Source organism: Streptomyces sp. NPDC087215 (assembly GCF_044744885.1).
Lineage (GTDB): Bacteria > Actinomycetota > Actinomycetes > Streptomycetales > Streptomycetaceae > Streptomyces.
Map to the genome: position 1 here is coordinate 120,238 of NZ_JBIUZD010000003.1, position 20,287 is coordinate 140,524.

The 20,287-nt window shown below is 64.8% G+C and carries 25 protein-coding genes; 23 read left to right on the forward strand and 2 right to left on the reverse strand.

Translation table 11 applies throughout. The features are described from left to right. Positions 1 to 68 precede the first annotated feature (68 nt). Positions 69 to 551, forward strand: coding sequence for a P27 family phage terminase small subunit (locus ACIO92_RS09980; protein WP_402280275.1), 483 nt, complete (start codon positions 69 to 71; stop codon positions 549 to 551). Further along, entirely contained in the window at positions 526 to 2,229 is a 1,704-nt protein-coding gene (locus ACIO92_RS09985; RefSeq protein WP_402280273.1) for a terminase large subunit, read from the forward strand. The genes ACIO92_RS09980 and ACIO92_RS09985 overlap by 26 nt, the downstream gene beginning before the upstream one ends. On the opposite strand, the gene ACIO92_RS09990 is transcribed toward ACIO92_RS09985, so the two are convergent. Then, on the reverse strand, positions 2,226 to 2,462 hold the full coding sequence (locus ACIO92_RS09990) for a hypothetical protein (protein WP_402280272.1): 237 nt from the start codon (positions 2,460 to 2,462) through the stop codon (positions 2,226 to 2,228). The genes ACIO92_RS09985 and ACIO92_RS09990 overlap by 4 nt on opposite strands. 106 nt (positions 2,463 to 2,568) lie before the next feature. On the opposite strand from ACIO92_RS09990, the gene ACIO92_RS09995 reads away from it, so the two are divergent. From ACIO92_RS09995 to ACIO92_RS10020, 6 genes are all read left to right on the forward strand, one after another. Next, positions 2,569 to 2,916: a hypothetical protein gene (locus tag ACIO92_RS09995; protein WP_402280271.1), complete on the forward strand. Its 348-nt coding sequence runs from the start codon at positions 2,569 to 2,571 to the stop codon at positions 2,914 to 2,916. A 127-nt stretch (positions 2,917 to 3,043) separates the two neighbouring features. Further along, positions 3,044 to 3,976 carry a phage portal protein gene (locus ACIO92_RS10000; RefSeq protein WP_402596722.1) on the forward strand — a complete coding sequence of 311 codons (933 nt, stop codon included), beginning with the start codon at positions 3,044 to 3,046 and terminating at the stop codon, positions 3,974 to 3,976. A 41-nt stretch (positions 3,977 to 4,017) separates the two neighbouring features. Then, positions 4,018 to 4,956, forward strand: a complete 939-nt coding sequence (locus tag ACIO92_RS10005; RefSeq protein WP_402280269.1) for a hypothetical protein — start codon at positions 4,018 to 4,020, stop codon at positions 4,954 to 4,956. A 14-nt stretch (positions 4,957 to 4,970) separates the two neighbouring features. Further along, positions 4,971 to 5,540, forward strand: a complete 570-nt coding sequence (locus ACIO92_RS10010; RefSeq protein ID WP_402280268.1) for a hypothetical protein — start codon at positions 4,971 to 4,973, stop codon at positions 5,538 to 5,540. A 99-nt stretch (positions 5,541 to 5,639) separates the two neighbouring features. Beyond that, positions 5,640 to 6,602 (forward strand): major capsid protein, encoded by a 963-nt coding sequence (locus ACIO92_RS10015; protein ID WP_402280267.1) that lies wholly within the window; start codon positions 5,640 to 5,642, stop codon positions 6,600 to 6,602. A gap of 209 nt (positions 6,603 to 6,811) precedes the next feature. Continuing rightward, positions 6,812 to 7,321, forward strand: coding sequence for a hypothetical protein (locus tag ACIO92_RS10020; RefSeq protein ID WP_402280266.1), 510 nt, complete (start codon positions 6,812 to 6,814; stop codon positions 7,319 to 7,321). 3 nt (positions 7,322 to 7,324) lie between these two features. Here the strand turns inward: ACIO92_RS10020 and ACIO92_RS10025 are convergent, their stop codons facing one another. Beyond that, a complete protein-coding gene (locus tag ACIO92_RS10025) occupies positions 7,325 to 7,771 on the reverse strand; it encodes a hypothetical protein (RefSeq protein ID WP_402280265.1) in 447 nt (148 codons plus the stop codon). Positions 7,772 to 7,878: 107 nt separating this feature from the next. Between ACIO92_RS10025 and ACIO92_RS10030 the strand changes: the two genes are divergently transcribed. The 15 genes from ACIO92_RS10030 to ACIO92_RS10100 all read left to right on the forward strand — a co-directional run. Next, the gene (locus tag ACIO92_RS10030; protein WP_402280264.1) at positions 7,879 to 8,217 is read left to right on the forward strand and encodes a hypothetical protein; all 339 of its coding nucleotides are present in this window, start codon (positions 7,879 to 7,881) and stop codon (positions 8,215 to 8,217) included. Beyond that, positions 8,214 to 8,459, forward strand: coding sequence for a hypothetical protein (locus ACIO92_RS10035; RefSeq protein ID WP_402280262.1), 246 nt, complete (start codon positions 8,214 to 8,216; stop codon positions 8,457 to 8,459). Before ACIO92_RS10030 ends, ACIO92_RS10035 begins: the two co-directional genes overlap by 4 nt. 167 nt (positions 8,460 to 8,626) lie before the next feature. Then, positions 8,627 to 8,860 (forward strand): hypothetical protein, encoded by a 234-nt coding sequence (locus tag ACIO92_RS10040; protein ID WP_402280260.1) that lies wholly within the window; start codon positions 8,627 to 8,629, stop codon positions 8,858 to 8,860. A 48-nt stretch (positions 8,861 to 8,908) separates the two neighbouring features. Then, positions 8,909 to 9,472 carry a hypothetical protein gene (locus ACIO92_RS10045; RefSeq protein ID WP_402280258.1) on the forward strand — a complete coding sequence of 188 codons (564 nt, stop codon included), beginning with the start codon at positions 8,909 to 8,911 and terminating at the stop codon, positions 9,470 to 9,472. Positions 9,473 to 9,515: 43 nt separating this feature from the next. Continuing rightward, positions 9,516 to 9,827, forward strand: coding sequence for a hypothetical protein (locus ACIO92_RS10050; protein WP_402280256.1), 312 nt, complete (start codon positions 9,516 to 9,518; stop codon positions 9,825 to 9,827). A 388-nt stretch (positions 9,828 to 10,215) separates the two neighbouring features. Beyond that, a complete protein-coding gene (locus tag ACIO92_RS10055) occupies positions 10,216 to 12,609 on the forward strand; it encodes a phage tail tape measure protein (protein WP_402280254.1) in 2,394 nt (797 codons plus the stop codon). Positions 12,610 to 12,611: 2 nt separating this feature from the next. After that, positions 12,612 to 13,460, forward strand: coding sequence for a hypothetical protein (locus ACIO92_RS10060; RefSeq protein WP_402280252.1), 849 nt, complete (start codon positions 12,612 to 12,614; stop codon positions 13,458 to 13,460). Between the two features lie 325 nt (positions 13,461 to 13,785). Further along, positions 13,786 to 15,711: a hypothetical protein gene (locus tag ACIO92_RS10065; RefSeq protein WP_402280250.1), complete on the forward strand. Its 1,926-nt coding sequence runs from the start codon at positions 13,786 to 13,788 to the stop codon at positions 15,709 to 15,711. An 11-nt stretch (positions 15,712 to 15,722) separates the two neighbouring features. Then, the gene (locus ACIO92_RS10070; protein WP_402280248.1) at positions 15,723 to 15,980 is read left to right on the forward strand and encodes a hypothetical protein; all 258 of its coding nucleotides are present in this window, start codon (positions 15,723 to 15,725) and stop codon (positions 15,978 to 15,980) included. 64 nt (positions 15,981 to 16,044) lie between these two features. Then, positions 16,045 to 16,803: a peptidoglycan-binding protein gene (locus ACIO92_RS10075; protein ID WP_402280247.1), complete on the forward strand. Its 759-nt coding sequence runs from the start codon at positions 16,045 to 16,047 to the stop codon at positions 16,801 to 16,803. Positions 16,804 to 16,979: 176 nt separating this feature from the next. Next, a complete protein-coding gene (locus ACIO92_RS10080) occupies positions 16,980 to 17,228 on the forward strand; it encodes a hypothetical protein (RefSeq protein WP_402280245.1) in 249 nt (82 codons plus the stop codon). Further along, positions 17,225 to 17,800 carry a hypothetical protein gene (locus ACIO92_RS10085; protein ID WP_402280243.1) on the forward strand — a complete coding sequence of 192 codons (576 nt, stop codon included), beginning with the start codon at positions 17,225 to 17,227 and terminating at the stop codon, positions 17,798 to 17,800. Before ACIO92_RS10080 ends, ACIO92_RS10085 begins: the two co-directional genes overlap by 4 nt. A gap of 176 nt (positions 17,801 to 17,976) precedes the next feature. After that, positions 17,977 to 18,762, forward strand: coding sequence for a hypothetical protein (locus tag ACIO92_RS10090; RefSeq protein ID WP_402280241.1), 786 nt, complete (start codon positions 17,977 to 17,979; stop codon positions 18,760 to 18,762). Positions 18,763 to 18,848: 86 nt separating this feature from the next. After that, complete coding sequence (locus ACIO92_RS10095; protein WP_402280239.1) at positions 18,849 to 19,544, forward strand: hypothetical protein; 696 nt, start codon at positions 18,849 to 18,851, stop codon at positions 19,542 to 19,544. A 58-nt stretch (positions 19,545 to 19,602) separates the two neighbouring features. Further along, positions 19,603 to 20,287, forward strand: a 685-nt coding sequence (locus tag ACIO92_RS10100; RefSeq protein ID WP_402596724.1) for a DNA cytosine methyltransferase, incomplete at its 3' end; no start/stop codon positions are given.

The following is a 20,287-nucleotide window of genomic DNA, read 5'->3' on the forward strand; positions in this document are numbered from 1 at the left end:
CGCTGCACGGCAGGGAGGCAAAAAAAATGGATGGCTCATTTGAGCGTTTCTATGGAAGGAGAGCGGCCGTGGCAGTGCCCGGACAGAAGCCGAAACCCCATATCCAAGCGGTCCGCGAGGGGACTTTCCGCCAGGACCGGCATTCCGAGGGTGCTCGATTCGCCCCGCTGTCACCTGTCGAGCCTGATTGGACCGAGCGGCTTCCGGGGGACGCGTCGGACGACGTGCGGGGGAAGGCAGCGGATGTGTGGGCGCGGACGATTCCCGCCCTGGTGCACTCCGCTGGTCTCACCGACCCGCAGCGAGAGACAGCCATTGAGTACTGCGTGACCGTGGCCCGACTGTGGCAGGCGGAGCGTGAACTATCCCGTACCGGCCTGGTGGTCGAGACGGAGCGCGGGAATGTGAAGTCCCCGTGGGTGACGATTGCCCACCAGTACCGGAGTCATTTCCGCTCGCTGGTCGGCGAGCTGGGTCTCTCCCCTGCGTCGGCCACGCGGATTGCCCCGCCGGAAATCGGGGGCGATGATGACGGAGACATTTTCGACTGACGGTCTGCCCGTCCCGCTGGACGCACTGCGGGAACTTGGTCTCTCCGAGGACGAGATAGCTGACGCGTGCCGGTCCCGCCCTTTGGTGGTGGCAGCGCAGGCGCAGAATGCCCCGGGCGCGTATTTCGATGTGGCAGCCGCTAGGCGTGCCGTAAACGCGATCCAGAGTTTCAAGCACACAAAGGGGCGGTGGGGCGCCTCCCGTCTCCGCCTTGCGCCGTGGCAAATCGTCTGGGTGATCGCCCCGATTTTCGGATGGCTCGCCTATGACCCCGAGCTAGGCCGCGCGGTGCGGGTGATTCGTACGGCGTGGATTGAAGTCCCCCGGAAGAACGGGAAATCAACCCTTAGCAGTGGTATCGGGTTGGTGTTGCTGCTCGCTGACCGGGAGATAGGCGCCGAGGTTTACGCGGCTGCCGGCTCGCTCCCTCAGGCCGAACGCGTCTTTGACGACGCTAAGCGCATGGCGCTCACTTCCCGTGCCGTACGGGGCCGCGTAAAGGTTCTACGGGGTCTTATCCGGGTCCCTCGCACCGGGGGTATTTTCCGGGCCCTCTCTAAAATTGCCGAGACCGCCCACGGGTTGAACGTGAGCGGGGCGATTGTCGATGAGGTCCACGTGCACAAGCGGCGCGACCTTATCGACGCTATCGAGACCGGTACGGGCGCCCGCGAACAGCCTTTGATCATCTACATCACTACCGCTGATGAAGGTGTCGAAGGCAGTATTTACGACGAGAAACACGTTTATACGGAGCGGTGCGCTACGGGAGTCGTCACCGACCCCGGGCACTACGGGGTTATTTGGGCTGCCGAGGAAGGCGACGACCCTTTCAGCGAGGCGACGTGGCATAAAGCCAATCCCGGACTCGGCGTCTCTCCCTCGCTCGCTTACATGCGGCGCGAGGCGAACAAGGCGCGGAGCACTCCGAGCTACTTCCCGACTTTCTGTCGCCTCTCGCTGAATCGCAGGATGCGCGCTGCCTCACGATGGTTGTCCCTCACTTTGTGGGACGCCAACGGCGGGGCCGTCGATGCAGAATCGTTCCGCTTCCGGCGGGCATGGGGCGGGGTCGACCTTTCGGCGGTCTCGGACCTTTCCGCGTGGGTGCTCGCTGTCGAGTCCCGCAAACCCGGGGTCGAGCTGGAACTCATCGCCCATTTCTGGCTGCCCGAAGAGCGCGTTGACGAGCTGGAACAACAGCTACAGGTGCCACTTAAGGAATGGGTCGCCGCTGGTCTGCTGACCCTCACCGAGGGCGACGCAATCGACTACGGCGCTATTGAGAAACAGATCATTGCGGACTGTCGCCGGCTGGACGTGCAGCGCATTTCGTACGACCGGATGTTTGCAGGTCAGCTTGTCCAGCGCATTTCCCAGAAAACCCGGGGCGTGGACGTTGTCCCGGTCGCGCAGACCTATCTAGGCATGTCTCCGGGCTGCAAAGAGCTGGAAAGACTGCTGCGTGAGGGGCAGATATCGCACGGCGGGCATCCGGTGCTGCGCTGGAATGCGAGCGTTGTAGAGGTCTACCGGGACGGTAACGACAATTTGCGACCCGTCAAGCCGGACCGCGATAAGTCGTCGGCCCGGATTGACGGTGTGGTCGCTGCGGTCATGGCCCTTGACGGGTATGTCCGGCGCCCGCTGAAAAAGCCTCGCGCCGCGAGCGCCTAGGACCGGCGCGCCTTGTTGACTGCCTTTTTGATCGCTGCGATAGACGGCGCCAGCCAATCAGTCGGCATCCACAGTTCGCGGCCGTCCGCAAGTTCGGTCCCGTCGAGACGATAAAAGACGTCGTCCCAGTCGATCCGGCTTTCCGCATAGAAACTGTCCGCGATTTCTAGGGTGAGTTCGATTATTTCTTCGGTCACTTCGTCCGCCCTATGGGGCGTGAATTCCTGACTCATAAAGGGACCATAATCACCCCCGCGGAATCTGTCAAACTCTTTCTTATCCATTCCAATTCCACACCTAATTAACGGGGGTGATTGGGTGCCTGAGGCACCTCTCGAAATGACCGAGCGTCTTTACAGCAAGGTGCAGCGCCGGAAGCACGCGGCCAAAAAGTGGTCCGATGCGTACGAGGGTAATCGCCCCTTGCTTTTCGCCTCGCCTGAGTTCAGCACGCAGACCGGAGGGCTTTTTGACGAGTTCTCTGATAACTGGTGCTCGGTGGTGCCTGACGCGACCGTTGAACGGCTCATGCCGATTGGCTTCCGTCTGGAAGACGGGTCGATTGACAAGGATGCCGGTAAGGCGTGGAAGCGGTCGGAAGCCGATGTTGAGATTGGCCTAGCGTTGCTAGAGGCACTTATAACGGGGCGCTCTTACGCTCTGGTCTGGAATGCCTATGGCAGTTGAGATCACCTTTCAGCACGCGTCCAGTGCCATAGTCGAGTATGTCCCCGGTCGTCGCCGGCTCCGTAGCGCGGGACTTATGACGTGGCGGGACTATGACACCGAGTTTGCAACGCTTTTCACGCCGAGCATGGTCTATAGGTGGCAGCGTTCGGCTCGTAATGGCGGGCGCTGGACGGAGCGCACTTCGGGACTTGCCCGGGGCGAAAGGGCCCACAATCCGAATCCTCTCGGCGTGGTCCCGCTGGTGGAACTTCCGAACCGGTCAAGACTCTGGGGAAAACCCCGGTCGGAGATTGCGACGGTCCTTCCGCTACAGGATGCGGTGAACACCCTTTGGGCTCACCTCATGACCGCATCGGACGGTTTGGCGCTGCCCGCGCGTGCCATCCTCGGTATGGATCGGCCGGTCCGCGAAATCACGGACCCCGATACGGGTGAAGTGGTCGGCGAGGAAGACTTGCCCCTTGACCGGTTCCGGTCGGACCGGCTGCTGTGGCTTGAGCAGCAGGGGGCGCAGATCGCCGAGTTTTCCGCCGCGAATCTCGACAACTACTTGCGAGTTATCGGCGTGGCGGTCGAGCACATCGCAGCGCAGACCCGGACACCCCCTAGCTACCTAGCGGGGAAGCTCGTCAACGTCTCGCCTGACGGTTTCGCGGCGAGTGAGGCGGGTCTAGTCGCCAAGGTGTCCGAAAAACAACGGCACTTCGGGAGTGCTCTGCGGGAAATCGTGCGGCTAGAGGCTCTTGCGCAGGGTGAGACCGGGCGGGCGGAATCCCTCTCTCTCGGCTCCGTGATCTGGCGCGATCCGCAGTTCCGGAGCGATGCCCAATACTCCGATGCGCTCGTGAAGCTGAAAAGCATCGGCGTGCCGGATGAAGCCCTTTGGGAGCGAATCCCCGGGGTCACCCCGGACGAAATCGAGCGGTGGAAGACCATGCGCACGGATGCGGCAGGGGCGATCCTCGGCGGGGGCATCGCTGCTCTCTACGGGCCGAAGCCTGACCCTGCGGACCAGGACGACGACCAGGCCGACGACGAGCTGACGGGCGCCGCGTAGTGGCCGATCCCGGGGCGCTCGCACAGGCCCGGTACGGGGAAGTGCAGACGATCACGCGGGGCGTGGTGGAAGCGGTGCAGGCTCTTTGGCGGGACGTGACCCCGGACCGCATCCTGTCGGCGATGCAGGGTGAGGCGGGGCGCGCGATCCTCGCTGCGGTGACGGCGGGGCAGATGACCGCAGCGGCGGGGGCGCAGGCGTTCGTCGGGGCGTCGATGGTCGCCCAAGGGGCCGTCACGGCGCCGCTCGGTCTGCTGAACCCGGGCTCCCTTGCGGGTGTGGCTGCTGACGCTCGGCCGCTTGCGACCCTGCTACAGCTTCCGGCGATCACCACCGCGCAGGCTCTTGCAGCCGGGGTGTCCGCCGAGACCGCTGCACTCGCAGGGCTGCACCAAATGTCGCTGCTCGTGTCCACCACGGTGACGGACACTGCCCGCGCGGCGACGTCGGTAGCCATGGCGGCGGAGCCCCGGTGCGTGGCCTACGTCCGGGTGGTGAAGCTGCCTGCGTGCGCTCGGTGCCTCATCCTGTTGGGTCGCCAGTACAGCTACAGCACCGGGTTCCAGCGGCATCCCCGCTGTGACTGCGGCATGGAGCCGATGACAGATCGGGAGTGGAAGGCGACCCAGACCCCCGAAGAGCTTTTCCGCTCGATGAGCCCCGACGAGCAGCGTCGCCGGCTCGGGGCCGCCGGGGTCAAAGCACTGGCGGAAGGTGCGGACCTTGGGCAGCTCGTGAACGCACGGCGGGGCATGGCTACGGCGGTAACCGGCCGGGGTCCGGTGGCGGTGACGGCCGAGGGCACCGCACGGCGCGGCATCGGCGGGCAGCAGCTTGGGGCGTACGCGAAAGCTCCGGGCGGTACGCGGTACGAGCGTGCCCGTGAGGCCCGGCTCATGCCCGAGACCATTTTCAAGCTCGCCGGGGACAGCCGAGAGCACCAAATTGCGATGCTCCGGAAGCACGGGTACATCACGTAACTGAGGGGATTTCCATGCCAGTTGAGCAGATGACCACTGAGGGACCGGGCTCCGCCGATGAGCGCCAGGACGTACCGGGCGCCGGTACCGGCGGTGAGCGCCAGGACGCACCGGGTACGGGCACGGCGACCGCCGACCAGGCCGATGCGGTGAAGGTGGCCGAGGCCGCTCTTGCGGCTGCTGAGAAGCGCGCGGGCGAGGCCGAGACGGAAGCGGCACGGCTCCGCCGGTCGAACGCTGCGCAGAGGGGTACCGACATCGAGGGGATGCGCGACGAGATTCGTGCGGAGTTCACCGCGCAGCTCGTTCGCGCCGAGCTGCGCGCGGCTGCTGCCGGTCGGCTCCGCGATCCTGCGGACGCCCTCGCCCTGGTCGACGTAGCGGCACTGGTCGGCTCCGGGGGTGACATCGACACTGCGGCCGTGGCTGCTGCCGTGGACCAGCTCGTCAAGGACAAGCCATATCTCGCTGCGGAGTCGACTCCGGCCCCGGTGTGGGGTGACGTCGGTGCGGGGCAGCGGAGCACCGCCGAGCCCGAGCCGGCGACCCCGCTTGACCGTCTCCGCCGCGCGTACTCCGCCTAGGGGCCCGCCTCCGCAGAAACGTGACTGCACAACTCCGGGGACGCACCGAAATAGGCGCCGTCCCCTTTTTCATGCCCAAAATCAAGGGGAATACAGCACATGGCAATTACACTTCCCGAGGCTGCCAAGCTCGCCACAACAGATCTTCAGCGGGGCGTGATCGAAACATTCGTCCAGGAGTCCAGCATTCTGGACCGGCTGCCCATGCTGACCATCGAGGGCAATTCCTACGCGTACAACGAGGAAGGCACCCTGCCGGGCGTCCAGTTCCGTGCGGTGAATGAGGCGTACGCCGAGAGCACGGGCACGGTGAATCAGAAGTCTGAATCTCTGGTCATTCTCGGTGGTGACGCGGACGTCGACAAGTTCATCGTTCGCACCCGTGGCAACCTGAATGATCAGCGTGCCATTCAGACCCGCATGAAGATCAAGGCTGCCGCGTACCGGTTCCAGGACGCGTTTTTTAACGGCGACGTCGCCACGGAGCCGAAGGGCTTTGACGGTCTGCGCAAGCGTCTGACGGGTGCGCAGGTCGTTTCGGCAGGCACGAACGGCGCTCCGATCATCGGGGATGGCAAGGACGCCAATATCCCGCACACGTTCTTTGATCTGCTCGACCAGCTTGTTGCGCAGGTGCCTGGTCTGACCAGTGCGAACGGCGCGCTGTACGCCAACCGCTCGGTTATCTCTAAGGTTCGCAGCGCTGCCCGCCGGATCGGCGGTTTTGAGATGGTCCGCGAGGCTCTTACCGGAAAGCTCGTCGCCACGTACAACGGCATTCCGCTGCTCGACCCGGGCCAGAATTCCACGGGCGCGGACATCCTTCCGCAGACGGAGACGCAGGGTACCGCAACGGATGCGTCCAGCATTTACGCCGTGCGATTCGGTGAGGCCGAGGACGACCGCGCGGTGACGGGTCTCACCAATGGCGGCATTCAGGTGACGGACCTTGGCGAGATGGAGACCAAGCCGAGTTACCGCACCCGGATTGAGTTCTACACAGGTCTCGCCGTTTTCGGTGGCCGTGGCGCTGCGCGCCTTAACGGCGTCCTCGCCAAGTAATCCAAGGGGGTACGGAATGCCACCGCGTAAGCGGGCAGCGTCCGTCCCTCGGGTACCGCACACGGCTTCCTGCGGTGCCCCGGAGCGGATCGAGTCCTTTCCTGTGATCGATTCCCGCTCCGGGGCCGCGCGAACCGTGGTGCGCTGCCTGGAGTGCGGCGCCCAAGCACTCATTTAGGGGGTGTTGAATGCTTCCCCCTCTTGCGACCGTGACCGAGCTGGCCGCGTGGATGCAGCGGGAGCCGGCGGAGCTGCCCTCCGGGGCCGCCCTGGTGCTCGACACCGCGTCCGCGATCGTCCGCGCCGAGGCACGGCAGCGCTTCACGCGGGGGACGACGACAGCGCTCCTGTACCCGCGAGACGGGTGGGTAGCGCTGCCACAACGACCCGTGATTGCCGTGCAGTCGGTCCGGGTGGGCGGTCAGACCATTCCCGCCGACCAGTGGCAGTTGGTCCGGGACCGGCTGCGGCTGGTCAACGACCGACCGGTGACCGCCACCTACACACACGGCTATGCGGCCGTGCCTGGTGACGTGCTCGCGGTTGTGCTCACCCTCGCCAGCCGAGTTCTTACGAACCCCGGAGACCTGCGACAGGAAAGCGTCGGCTCGGTCTCGGTGACCTACTCCGCCGAAACCATCGGGGCATCCCTCGCGCCTGCGGACCGAGACCTACTCGGCCGGTACCGCAGGCGCGTAAGCGTGGTGCCCCTGCTGTGAGCGTCAGGCAGCTTCGGCGCGCGGGCGACTGTTCCACGCAAACTGAGCTGCAAGGCACTGCGACGTGGTGCACGGATTCAGATGCCTCACTTCACCTTCAAGGCGGGGGATGAACTTCTTCGGGGTTCCCCGTTGCACGTGCCCGCACTTCTTCGAGAAGTGGTAAATCTGGGCATAGTCCCGGTTGGTGGACCTAATCCAAACCAAAGCATCTTTCATCAGTTCAAGCAGTTCGACTTCACCCTCCTTCAATTTCTCTTCATTCTCTCTATGCACAGTCAGCACCTTTTCCCAATCCTTAATTGCGGAGTCACACTCTCCAGTCGCGCTAGCTGTCCGGGCCTGCCGCAGCAACGTTTCGCGGATGTCCGCAAAGATTCGTTCAAAGGATCTGCGCCTGTCGGCGTGATTCTCTACTAGTTCCTGAATCCGCGCTGTACGTAGATCCATATCGAATTCCCTCCCTCTGGTGGCAGATACGCAGATTAGCCGAGGGCAGGACGCCCGCGAAGGTAGTTCCTGGGAAATGGGCAAGTCCGAAAGGGAGTAGTCAGCCCATGCACTACACACAGACGGCCGTGATCATCCGGGCCCCGCATGTGGTGGACCGGTACGGCAACGCCACGTCGGAACGCGATTGGACCCGCGCGACCAGGACGACCGTCCGCCGGGTGTCGGTCCAGCCCGACGTGTCTACCGAGGACACCGGGGACCGCACGGCCGTGGTCACCGGGTGGCGCCTGACGACCCGACGCGGTGTCGATGTCGACGTGCAGCCCGGGGACCGGGTGACGGCCCTCGGTCGACTCCTCGATGTGGACGGAGAACCCGCCCGGTACATCCTCGGCGGGCGCCACCACCACACCGAGATACGGCTACAGGAGGTGACCGGATGAGGTTCCGGCCGAACATGGGCGGTATCCGCTCGCTGATGAAGACCCCTGAGACCGGGGCCGCCGTGCGTCAGGTGGCCGAGCGCATCGCGTCCGCTGCGGGGTCGGACGGGGGCGACTTCCGTACCGACTCGGCTCTAGGCGCCCGACGGTGGCGCGCTGCGGTGATCGGCGACTACTCGCGTCAGAAAGCAGCCGAGCGGACCCGCCGCGCGCTGCTGCGCGGGATGGACGGTGCCGAGTGAAGCGCCCCGTGATCGTCATGCCGGACGCTGTGGCCGTGGTGACCGCGTACCTGCGGGACGCTCTCACGGCAGCCGGCGACCCGGTGCCCGTGGGCTCCCGAGTCCCCTCGCCCCGCCCCCCGAGATTCGTGCGGGTGCAGCGGGTCGGGGGGACCAGGCAGACACCCGTGTCCGACCGTCCCCGGCTCGATGTCCACGCGTGGGCGGAGACCGAGGAAGGCGCGGCCGATCTTGCAGAGCTGGCACGCGCGCTGCTCGGTGCGCTGCCCGGATTCCGGGACGGGGTCATGATCTACAACGTTCGGGAAGTCGGGGGCCCGATGTGGCTGCCTGACGACGTCTCAGGGTCGCCCCGATACGCGTTCGCGGTGGAAGTCCACCTGCGCGGACAACTTCTTTGATTCCGCTGCGTTCGAGGATTTCTCCGCAGCTCTGAAATAGGGGCTCCTTTGGCTCTCAATGCAAATGCGGTCCGGGTAGCGGTAACCGGCGCGGCCTATGTGGCTCCGCCTAAGGCGACCCTTCCGACCGACGCGACCACCGCATGGAATGCGGCTTTTACAGATATCGGCTGGATCACGGATGACGGGATCACCGAATCCAACTCCGCCGAGTCGACCGTAATTAAGGGATGGCAGGGCGGGCAGACCGTCCGGAAGGTCGTTTCGTCCAGTGAGATGACGTTCAAGTTCACTGCCATCGAGACCAGCAAGACGGTGCTTGAGCTTTACCACAAGGGCTCGAAGGTCGTGACCACGACCGGTAAGAGCGTGCTTGCCGTAAAGGCTCCGGGTCCGGACCGCCGTACTTTCGGTTTCGACGTCATCGACGGAAGCTCTCATATCCGGATCGTGGTCCCCGATGGTGAGGTGACCGAGACCGGCGATATCACGTACAAGGGCGATGAGGCTCTAGCGTACGAAATTACGATCACCGCCTATCCCGGTCCTGACAACACGGTCGCAATCAAGTACTCGGATGATCCCGCGTGGGGCACGACCCCCGCGCCGTAATCACTTCCCGCAGAAACGTTTCACCAATAGTACGAGGTACAGCATGAGCACGGCATTTAATCTCGACACGTGGGTTGCGGAAGCGCGGCGGGAGCCCTTCCGATTCACGCTGTCTGACCAGCTTTTCACCCTGCCTGCTGCGGGTGAGCTGGATAAGAAGATTCTCCGGGTCGTCAATATCGACAGCCCGAGCGCCACGGACATTGAGACTCTGCTCAAGCATGGTCTTAAGGATCAGTGGGGCGTTTTCGATAAGATTCCCGTTCCGCTGGCTGCCCTCGGTGAGCTTTTCCGGCAGTGGCAGAATCACGAGGGAATCCCGCTGGGGGAATCTCCGGCCTCCGCCGACTCCTGACCGAGTACGGCGAGGCCATAGAGGCTGACCTACAGCGGTTCTATCACACCGATCTGCGGGACCTCTTTCGTTCCGGATCGGGGCTCACCTGGCGCCGTCTGCGGGCCCTGGTGGTCAATCTCCCCGCCGACTCCGCCCTGTCCAGGTCAATATCCGGGCCCGATGCCGCATGGACGCTCGAAACGCAGCTACTCGCGGCTCTTCACGACCGCTTGAGCGAGGCGAATTGGCAGCGCGGTAATGCGGGGGTGAAGAGTCCCGGGCCCCGTCCTAAGCCCCTTCCCCGCCCCGGGGTGGATACCGGCCGCATTGGCGGTACGGACCGGGACCCGGCGGAGGTCACGGCGTATCTCGCCGAATTGCAGCCCACCCCGGGCGGTGAGTGCTAATGGCCGTAGAAGTCGGCATGGGGTACGTCTCAGTTGTCCCCGAAGTCGAAGGGTTCGCGGCCGAGCTGCAACGGCAGGTGACCGGGCCCGCCGATAATGCCGGACAAGAGGGCGGGCAGGCAGCCGGCGAGGGATTCAAGAGCAAAATGGGCGGGGCCCTTAAAACGGGTCTCGCTGCTATTGGCCTCGCCGCTGCGGGACTACTCGTCAAAGGTTTCTCGGATGCCCTGGATCAGACCCGTATTGACGGCCGAATACAGGCATCCCTAGGCAGTACTCCACAGCAGGCTGCCCGCTACGGAAAGGCAGCGGGGCAGCTTTACGCGCACGGTGTCACGGGGTCCGTAGAGGAAGCCGCATCGGCGATTTCGGGAGTGATGCGGTCAGGCATCCTCCCGCCCGACGCGACCAACGCGCAGATCGAGGCCATTACCGGAAAGGTCGCCAACCTCTCCGACGTTTTTGAACTGGATCTCGGGCAGACCAGTAATGCGGTCGGCCAGATTCTCAAGAATGGCCTCGCTAAGGACGGGTCGGAAGCACTCGACATTCTGACTGCCGGAATGCAGAGAATGGGTCCGCGTGCCGATGACATGGCGGACACATTCAACGAGTACTCCACCAAGTTCCGTGACCTCGGCCTGTCCGCCAATGACGCTATGGGGCTCATGTCTCAGGGTCTCGCTGTGGGTGCCCGTGACACGGACACAATGGCCGATGCGCTCAAGGAATTTCAGATCCTGGCGACGGACGGCAGCGAGTCGAGTGCGGACGCCTATAAGGCTCTTGGGCTCAATGCCGAGGAGATGACCCGCAAGGTTGCGGGTGGTGGCGCAGGGGCAAAAGCGGGATTGCAGCAAGTCCTTGACGGAATCAAAGCCATTAAGGACCCCGCAGAAAAGAACGCTGTAGCAGTCGGCCTTTTCGGCACAAAAGCCGAGGACTTGGGCCAAGCCCTTTTTGCAATGGACCCGAGGACTGCCACTAAGGCACTCGGGGAAACGGCGGGCGCAGCCGACAAAATGGGTGACGCGCTGCACGGTAACGCGTCGGCGAGCATCGAGCAGTTCAAGAGAAAGCTCGAAGTTGGTCTGTCGAATTTCATCGGTGACGAGGTCATTCCGGCCCTGATGTCGGTCGGGAGTTTCCTAGGAGAAACGTTTGGCCCGGCTATCAGTGCAGGCAGGGAACTGGTCTCAGGGTTTTTCGGAGTTTTCTCCGGCCCTGCCGGTACTCAGGTCGCCGCTTTCGGTCAGTCGCTCTTGTCCGTAGGGTCCACCCTGCGTGCTGAGTTCATGCCCGGATTGCAGGGGCTTGTTTCCACCGCACAGACATCTGTCATACCCGCGCTTAAGGGCTTGGGCGATGTCTTCCTTAAACAGCTCATTCCTTCGGCGATGTCGCTCTATGCGAGCATAGTTTCCGCCGTGGTGCCCGTCCTCTCTGCACTCGGCCGTATCCTCCTGGAGGTCATTTGGCCCGCAGTGATGCGGGTCTACGCGTCGGTAGCCGAGAATCTTCAACCCATTCTCGCTGCACTCTCTGAGTTCATTTCACAGCGTGCTGTACCGGCCGTCCGGATGATCGGCGACAAACTCAGGGAAGTGGTCGAGAAAGCGCGCCCGCTTATCGAAGTGGTGACGTCGGTAGTGTCGTGGCTCGCACGCCTCGCCGCAAACATCCTCGGTGCTGTGATCCCTGTGATCATCCGTCTCGCGGGTCCCATTTTCTCAGGGCTCTTTTCGGCCCTCGGGACTGTAATCGGGTGGATCGGAGATCTGATTGGCTGGCTCGGGTCCCTGGCAACGGGAATCCGGGACGGGGCGCGCTGGGTCGGCGAATTCACAGGCACCGCGATAAGGAAGTTCGGCGAGTTCGTCAAGTGGATGGAAGACCTGCCCGGGAAGGTCAAGGCAGCGCTCGGCGATTTCGGGCGTCTCTTGGTCAGTCAGGGAAAGGATTTGGCCCGGGGCCTGTGGGACGGTATCCAAGGCATGGGCGAATGGCTGAAGAAGAAGCTGTTCAGTTGGGCACGGACATATATTCCGGGCCCGATCGCCGATGCTCTCGGTATCAATTCCCCTTCCATCCTCATGCGGACGGAAATCGGTCGGTGGATTCCTCCGGGCGTCGTCGAAGGCATTGACGACGCGCAGCCGGCGCTAGACGCACGCATCCGTCAGATGGTCACGGTGCCCCGCATCGACACGGCCCGTGTGGCGGGTCGGGTGCGTCCGTCCCGTGACACCACGGGGCCCGGTGCCTGGTGGTGGGACGAACTGCACAGGATTCTCGCGGACCGTGAGGACCGGCGGGAAATCGTGCTGCGGGTCGGTCCGCAGGAAATCGCGCGTGCCGTGGCCGAGGGCAACCGTCAGATATCCAGGAGGTAAGTATGTGGATTGGGGCGCCCGGAGAACTCCGTCAGATCACTGACGGGGCAACGAAGTTCCTGCGCGCGCCAGAGGTGAAAGCGGGCGAATTCCGCGCACTGTCAGGAGCGATCACCACATGGACCCCGGCCGTGCAGCCCCGGCGGTACTCAATCGACTGGGACGCCATGGCACCGGGCGACGTCGCGCACATCGATGCCCTCGCCCGTCAGATCTCCCATGCGGGACCGATCGCCGTCCTTGACCCCCTAGCGGTCAACCTGCTGCAGGGGCGTCAGTCATGGGGGCGCGGGGACATCCGACAGTGGGGGTACAGCGCGTCCACCGTGACCCTGTACGAGACGGGAACCGCCCCCGGCCTGGTCGTGGCGAACGTTTCCACACCCCCGACCGGGGGCGCTGAGATCGTCTGGACGCACCCCTACTCCTCATGGTCGGGGCATCCCGTACCCGCAGGGGCCACGGTGACGTGGTGGCCGTGGACGCTTGCCACCGCGCACGCGGCCGTCCTCGGGGCTTTCTCGCTGTCCTGGTACGACGTGACGAGTGCGCTCGTTTCCACGGTCACGCAGACCGACAGCACGCGGCCGATGGTTGCCGTGGCACCGCCGAAAGCGGCTTTCGTCGTCCCCGGGGTCCTGGTCAAGACGCCCGGTTTCGTCACCCTCGGTCGGTCCGTGCTCGCCCTCGGCGACGCGTCGAACTTGACTTCGCTCGGGGGCGCGCTACCGGTCGGCGAGGGGTCTCCGGCGGTGACGATCACCGGGTACCGGCACGCCATGGCGCCGGGTGACGGGGCATGGCGGGATATCGGCCTTGACCTGGTGGAGGTGACCAGTGCGACCCGCTAGCGCTGCTCTGACTGCTGCTCTCGCCCGTGGGCAGCGGACCGCCGCACACCTGCTGCGGCTCGGCGGGGAAGACCACTCGGCGCATGTCCAGGGGTGGACCGTCGATCGGGCGTACAGCACCGATCTACCGGACGCCATAAGGGCGTTCAGCGGCTCGACGAGTGCGCAGATGTCCGCCACCCTCGCGGGGCGTGGTACCCGGTCCGCCCCTGCCCTGTACGGCCCGTGGGCGGACCGGTTCACCGGGGACGCCGTACGGCCCGGACAGAGTGTCGTGTCCGGCTGGGGAGTCGCAGGGGAAACACTCGACAGCTTCCGTGGAACTGTGCGGTCCCGCGAGGCGGAGAGCGGCACGAACACGGTGACCGTCACCGCGCTTGACGGCGCCGAGCGTCTGCGTCAGCCGGCGATGCTTCCCCGTCCCGCCGTCCCCCTGCGGACGCTGGACCCGCACCGGTCCACGTCCGGCTGGGTGGCGTCCTGCACGTGGGTGGTGGATGAACTGCTACGGCGCGCGGGCATCCACACGTCCCCACCGCCGCGTACGGGCTGCATCCTTTACGCCTCGCTGCACGGAGGGGCAGCCCCTTCAATCGGGCAGCTCCGAGACCTCACAGGGTCGTGGCGGGACTGGAGCAAGTCCAGTGCACCGTTCGAGAGTTGCGCGGACGCTACCTATCTCTCCACGCCAACGGCCAACTACCGCGCCGCAGTTGCGACGGTCAATCGTCCGGCGGGGGATGGTCTGTGGCTTGAGGGGTGGGTGAATACCGTTGGCGGGTCGACCAGTACGGCAAAGACGATCCGGTACCGGCTCGAATACGACGTCACCCCGAATTCCGGGGCGGCGGTGGACCACCGCTTTCTCTCACTCGAAATCAACTTCACCACGGGCACGCTGACCGTCAGCCACGGGACGAGTTTTGACCCTGCACTAAATCAACGGATGACGTGGCCGAGTACCCTCGCCACCACACCGGGCACTTTCCATTTCGGGTGGTGGGTGCAGTGGAATTCTGCGGGCGCCCCCATGGTGACCCCGCAGATAACGCAGTCTGCTACGTCCTCTTGGGCGGGGGGCACTGCCACGCTCTCGGCGACCCCGTCCCCGCCTGGTGAACTTTTCGCAGTCAATTTGGCGCTGTCGAATCTCCGGGCCGAGGCGATGCAGGTGTCACAACTCACCGCACGCCCGGAAGGGTATCCGGCGCGCACTCTCGAAGGAACATGGACCAAGGGTGCAACCCTCGGCGCACCGGCCTTTCAGCTCTTGTCGATTCCGCAGGTTTCCGGCGACGCATGGTCGGTGATCACCGAGATTGCTAAACGGACGCTAGCCACAGTCGAATTTGACCGTGACGGGTTCTTCCGGATGCAGGGGTACACCCGGTGGGCGAATGCTCCTAGTGCCGCTGCGGTCACGGTTTCGTCTGCCCGTGAGCTAGGCAGCCTCACCGTTTCGGAGGAAATCGACGCGTGCCGCAATGAGATCGCCGTCAAGTGGTCGAACTACGGCGGTCACGATTACGAATTTCTCGGTGCGAAAGACGATCCGGTGGTGCCGGTCGCCATTCCGGCGGGGGCGACACTCACCCGGACCGTGCCGACCGATGAGGACCGGTACGACACCGACATCCCGGATTTGCATGGGGACCTAGCGGGCATCGGAATCATGGTTCTACGGACGACCGCAAGCGCAACCGCGCCCTATGCACGGGGAGTTGCGGAGTGGAGTGTGCAGCGCATCGACGGCGCGACACGGCTCGTCATCCGCAACCGGGGCAACGCCACCATTCACTACCACGGGGCCGTCCTTGACGCCGACAGGGACAGTACGGCCGCCCGCACGCCTGCCCCGTCGATTGCGGCGGCCCGGAGCCTTACGAGTCAGTCCGCGTACGGGGTGCAGACGTACCAGCATGACGCAGGACCGTGGATACAGACCCCGGCGGACGCTACGGCCCTCGCAAATGCGCTGCTCGCCGCCGCCGCCTTTCCGGCGCCCCTGCTGCAACGTCTCGAAATCCTGCCCGACCCACGGATTGATCTAGGGGACGTCGTCCGGGTCATCGACACGACCGGCGCCCAACTCGACACCCTCGCGTGGGTGGTTGGCAACCGTACCGAGGGCAGCGGCGAATTCGTCCGGCAGGTACTCACATTGCGCGGAGCGCAATCCCCGGGGCCCCCGGTGGACGCGGGACTTAAACCCGACCCGCCGACCCGTCCCGGGGCGCCACCGCCGAACTAGGAAGCGGGGGAATGGAAGAAGAACACGACGAGCCGCTAGGCGTGCGGATCGGTGCCCGCGAAATCTATGACGAAGTGGTCGGTCTACGCGGCGACGTTCAGCGGCTAGGGCAGCAGGGGGAATCGGTGGACGAGACGCTAGAGGATCACGAGACCCGGATTCGCGGACTGGAGTCCGAGCGCGGAAAGTTCGTCGTCCCCGTCGCTCTGATTACCGCTGTGGCGACGGTAGTCGCAGCCGGTCTCACCGTGGCGAAACTCGCGCCGTAACCGCACACGACACACCTGCCCCGGCATACCGACCGGGGCTTTTTCATGCCCACAAGGGGGACGCATGGCGAAGTTTCCAGGCGCGGAATGGCGCCCGATCAAGATCAACCACAAGAAGGGCGGACAGGCGACCGTAAGGGGCGTCGTCATCCACATCATGGCGGGCACCCTCAGCGGGACAGATTCTTGGTTCCGTAACCCCGCCGCCAAGGCGTCTTCCCACTTCGGCACGGGGAAGGACGGGCGCCTGTGGCAGTGGGTAGACACCGCCGACAGGGCATGGGCACAGGGCGCCGGAAACTCGCTGTGGCTGTCCATCGAGAACGAAGGGAAGGGCGGAGACGTCCTGACGGACGCCCAGCTCACCCGCTGCGCGCAGATCCTCGCATGGGCCCACAAGGTCTACGGCGTCCCCCTCGCGGTGACGTCCGACCCGAACGGCCGTGGTCTCGGCTGGCACGGCATGGGCGGGAAGAGCTGGGGCGGACACCCGGACTGCCCCGGGCACCGGATCGTCGCGCAGCTTCCAGAGATCGTCCGCAGGGCGAAGGCACTCACGGGCCCGACCCCGCCGAAGTACGCGCCGTTCCCTGGGATCAAGTTCTTTCTCTCCGCCCCGAGTTCGCCCCTGATCACCGCCATGGGCCGCCGGCTCATCGCCGAGGGGTGCGGCCAGTACGTGAGGGGTCCGGGGCCGCAGTGGACCGAGGCGGACCGGAAGTCGTACGCGAAGTGGCAGCGGAAGCGCGGGTTCTCCGGGGCCGACGCGGACGGGTGGCCTGGCAAGACGACGTGGGACTCGCTGCGGGTTCCGAAGCCGTGATCTACCCGGCGTGACTGGTGCCGGTTTGCCGGGACCAGCTCGGGGACGACGCGCCCCACCCGCACCCACCGTGCCGCGCGGCCTCGCTCCTTGCCCCTCGGCTCCGCCGAGGCTACGGGCCCGAGCTGCCCGCCGGGACAACTTCCCACCCAGTTACTCCTATCGAGGGAACCCAAATGCATATCATTCGTACTCATCCCGCCCGTATCTACGCCGTGGCGGTCGCCGCTCTCGCCCTGGCGGCGCACTACGTCCCCGAGCTGCCGAGCGCGCTCGTCCTCGGTCTCGTCGCTGCCGTCCTCGGTGTCGGTGAGGCTGTACAGCGCACCGAGGACCGGAAGACTGCCGGAGCCGGAGCCGGAGCCGGAACCGAGGACGAGCGCCAGGACGACGACCAGGCCGACCCCGACGAGCTGTCCGTGTGAGCTATCGACACGTCGCCCTGATGGGCCGAGCAGGGTCGGGGAAGGACTCGGCAGCCGCTCGGCTCGTCCGCCAGCACCAGTTCGTTCGGGTCGCGTTCGCGGACCCGCTGCGGGACCTCGCCGTGTCCCTGGACCCGATCGTCACGCATGAGCCGGCAGGGGTCGGCTCCGTCCCGGTGCGTCTGTCGGACGTGCTGCGGCGGGAAGGGTGGGACCGAGCCAAGCGCCGTCCGGAAGTACGTCGCACCCTTCAGCGGCTCGGACAGGGAATCCGGGACCAGGATGAGACGTACTGGCTCCGCGCCGCCCTCGCCACGCTCGACGTAGCCGACCGATGGTCCCTGCCCGTGGTCGTCTCGGACGTCCGGTACGCCAATGAAGCGTCCGCGCTGCGGGACCGGGGTGCGCTGCTCATCCGCATCGAGCGGCCCGGGGCAAGCGCGGGGGGCGAGGCCGCGCGGCACGTTTCCGAGACCGAGCTAGACGCGTACCCGGCGGACGTGACGATCCAGAACGTGGGGACGCTCGCCGACCTGCACGCCCAGGTGGACGCGCTCGCGGTCCGCCGCTGACCAGCGGGTGACGGGGTGGCGGAAGTGATGGCCGATTCCCTTTTTCTTGGTTTTTTCTTGTGTTCCAAAAAATAGGACTGAATCGACACTCCGCCACCCCTCGCCCTGAAAACGAGGGGAATCTATCTATGCCCGGAGCTATCCGGACGATCCAGCGCGGGGGCTCACGGTGGTACGTGGACCCGGAGACCGCAATCAAGTACCCGGGCGTCACGTCGATTGTCTCGATGCTGCCCAAGCCGTTTCTCGTGTGGTGGGCGGCCCGGATGACCGCTGAAACGGCGGTGGCCAATCTGCCCGCTGTGGCGTCGATCGCCGAGCGGGACGAAGCGGGGGCCGTGGACTACCTGCGGAACTCCCACAGCCGTTACACCAAGCTCCGCGCCCGTATCGGCTCGGAAGCGCACGACCTTTTCGAGCGCATGGCGAGGGGCGAAGCCATCGGCCGAGTGCACCCGGACCTAGAGCCGTACCGTGCAGGGTTCGCCGAATTCCTGGACGTGGTGCGCCCCGAGCTGGTCCGCGCGGAAGACATTGCGTGGTCCGACTCGCACGAGTACGCGGGCAGCTTTGACGCGATCCTGCGGGTTCGGCTCGGCGAGGACGGAAAGCCTGACCACCAGGCCGGCGAGTGGCACACACTGATTGTGGACTGGAAGACTTCCAAGTCCACGTATCCCGATGTGGCGTTGCAGATGGCTGCCTATGCGCACGCCGACAAGATCGTTGCCCCGGACGGGACTTCCGAGCCCATGCCGGAATTCGATGGCGCTGCCGTTCTCCACATCACTCCGGAAGGTTGGGCGTTCAAGCCCGTTCGTATCGACCGCGAGGTTTTCGACGTGTTCTTGACGCTGCGGAAGGTTTTCACGTGGGACCGCGAAACCTCTAAGTCCGTGATCGGCCGGGCAATCGCCGAGAGCGCCCGCCGGCTCATCACGGGTACGCAGCGACGCGCATAACTCCATAAGCACACCAGATCCGAGGGCGACACCGCATCGAGCGGTCCGCCCTTTTTTCATGCCCAAAATCAGGGGGACCCAACATCATGGCACTTCGCATTTTCGAGACCGACCCGGACGCCCGCCCGAAGCAGGTTTTCTCTGATGACACGGTGGGCCGCCTCTCCGGCGGTAAGCAGGAGAACGGTATTCCCGTCGCCCTTTCCGCATGGCGCGTGACGACCGGTGATCCGGAGGTTGCCGACGCTGTCGCGCAGCTCATGGGCGGTGCCCCGGTCGAGACCGATTCGACGTCCGAGAATTTCATTGAGGTTCTGACCGAAAAGGACAAGGTGCAGGTAGTCCTTTCCGGGGCGGACGCCATTTCCGATGACCTCAAGCTGTGGAACGGATCGGCTCTTATCCATCACTGTGACGGGGTCGACTTCCTTTCTCCCGAGGAGGACAAGGGTAAGGCGTGCCGCTGCCCCGAACTCATGGAGGACCGAAAGGCAGCCGCTAAGGCTAAGCGTGGCCCGTCGCCGAGCATCGCAGTAACGTTCCGCCTCGCCGAGGATTGCGACCTTGGCCTTTTCAAGCTCCAGACCGGATCTTGGAAGCTCGCCGAAACTCTTTACCAGGTCAAGGACGCGCTCGACAAGATCAATGGGGATGCGCTGTGTTCGCTTGAGCTTGAACTCGTCGAATTCACGACCAAGAAGGGCCGGGACGTCTCGTACCGCAAGCCTGTAATCCGCGTACTCAAGTCCTACAACGACGCTATCGCAGACGACAAGTTCTAAGCAGCGCCACATGGGGGCTCGGGACAGTAATTCCGGGCCCCCTCCCACGGGGGAAACAATGCCCATTCTCGAACTCTGCGCGGGATACGGCGGGCTCGGCCTGGCCGTCGAGAAGCTGACAAATGACCAGGTCAGGTACGTTGCCGAGACCGATCCGGCAGCCTCACGCATCCTCGCCGACCGTTATCCGCAGGCGCCGAATCTCGGCGACATCACTCAAATTGACTGGTCCGCCCTTGCGGGTGAGGTCACCACCATTACGGCCGGTTTTCCGTGCCAGGACATATCGATCGCAGGAAGGGGCGGGGGAATCAATGGGTCACGCTCGGGTATCTGGACGCACGTCACCGAGGCCATTCGCGCAATACGACCGGGTCTCGTGTTCCTGGAAAACGTTGGAGTCATTCGCACCCGGGGAATGCCGGACATTCTCGGGGAGCTGGCCTCGCTCGGGTACAACTGTCGCTGGACATGCTATCGAGCATCCGCGATTGGTGCCCCCCACCAGCGAGACCGTTGGTTCTGTCTCGCCGTGCCTGAAAACCCCGACCGCAAATCTTGGGTCGAATGGCGGGGCACAGCACCCCCACATTCGTACTGGGAAGCGTCCTCCCTCCGGGGGGGGGGGGGGGGGGGGGAACCCCCCCCCCCCCCACCCGCCCCCCGACCCCCCCCCGGGGGGGGTGGCCCTCCCCAACACCCACCCCCTCCCCCGCCCCGGGCGGCCCGGGGAATACCCCCCA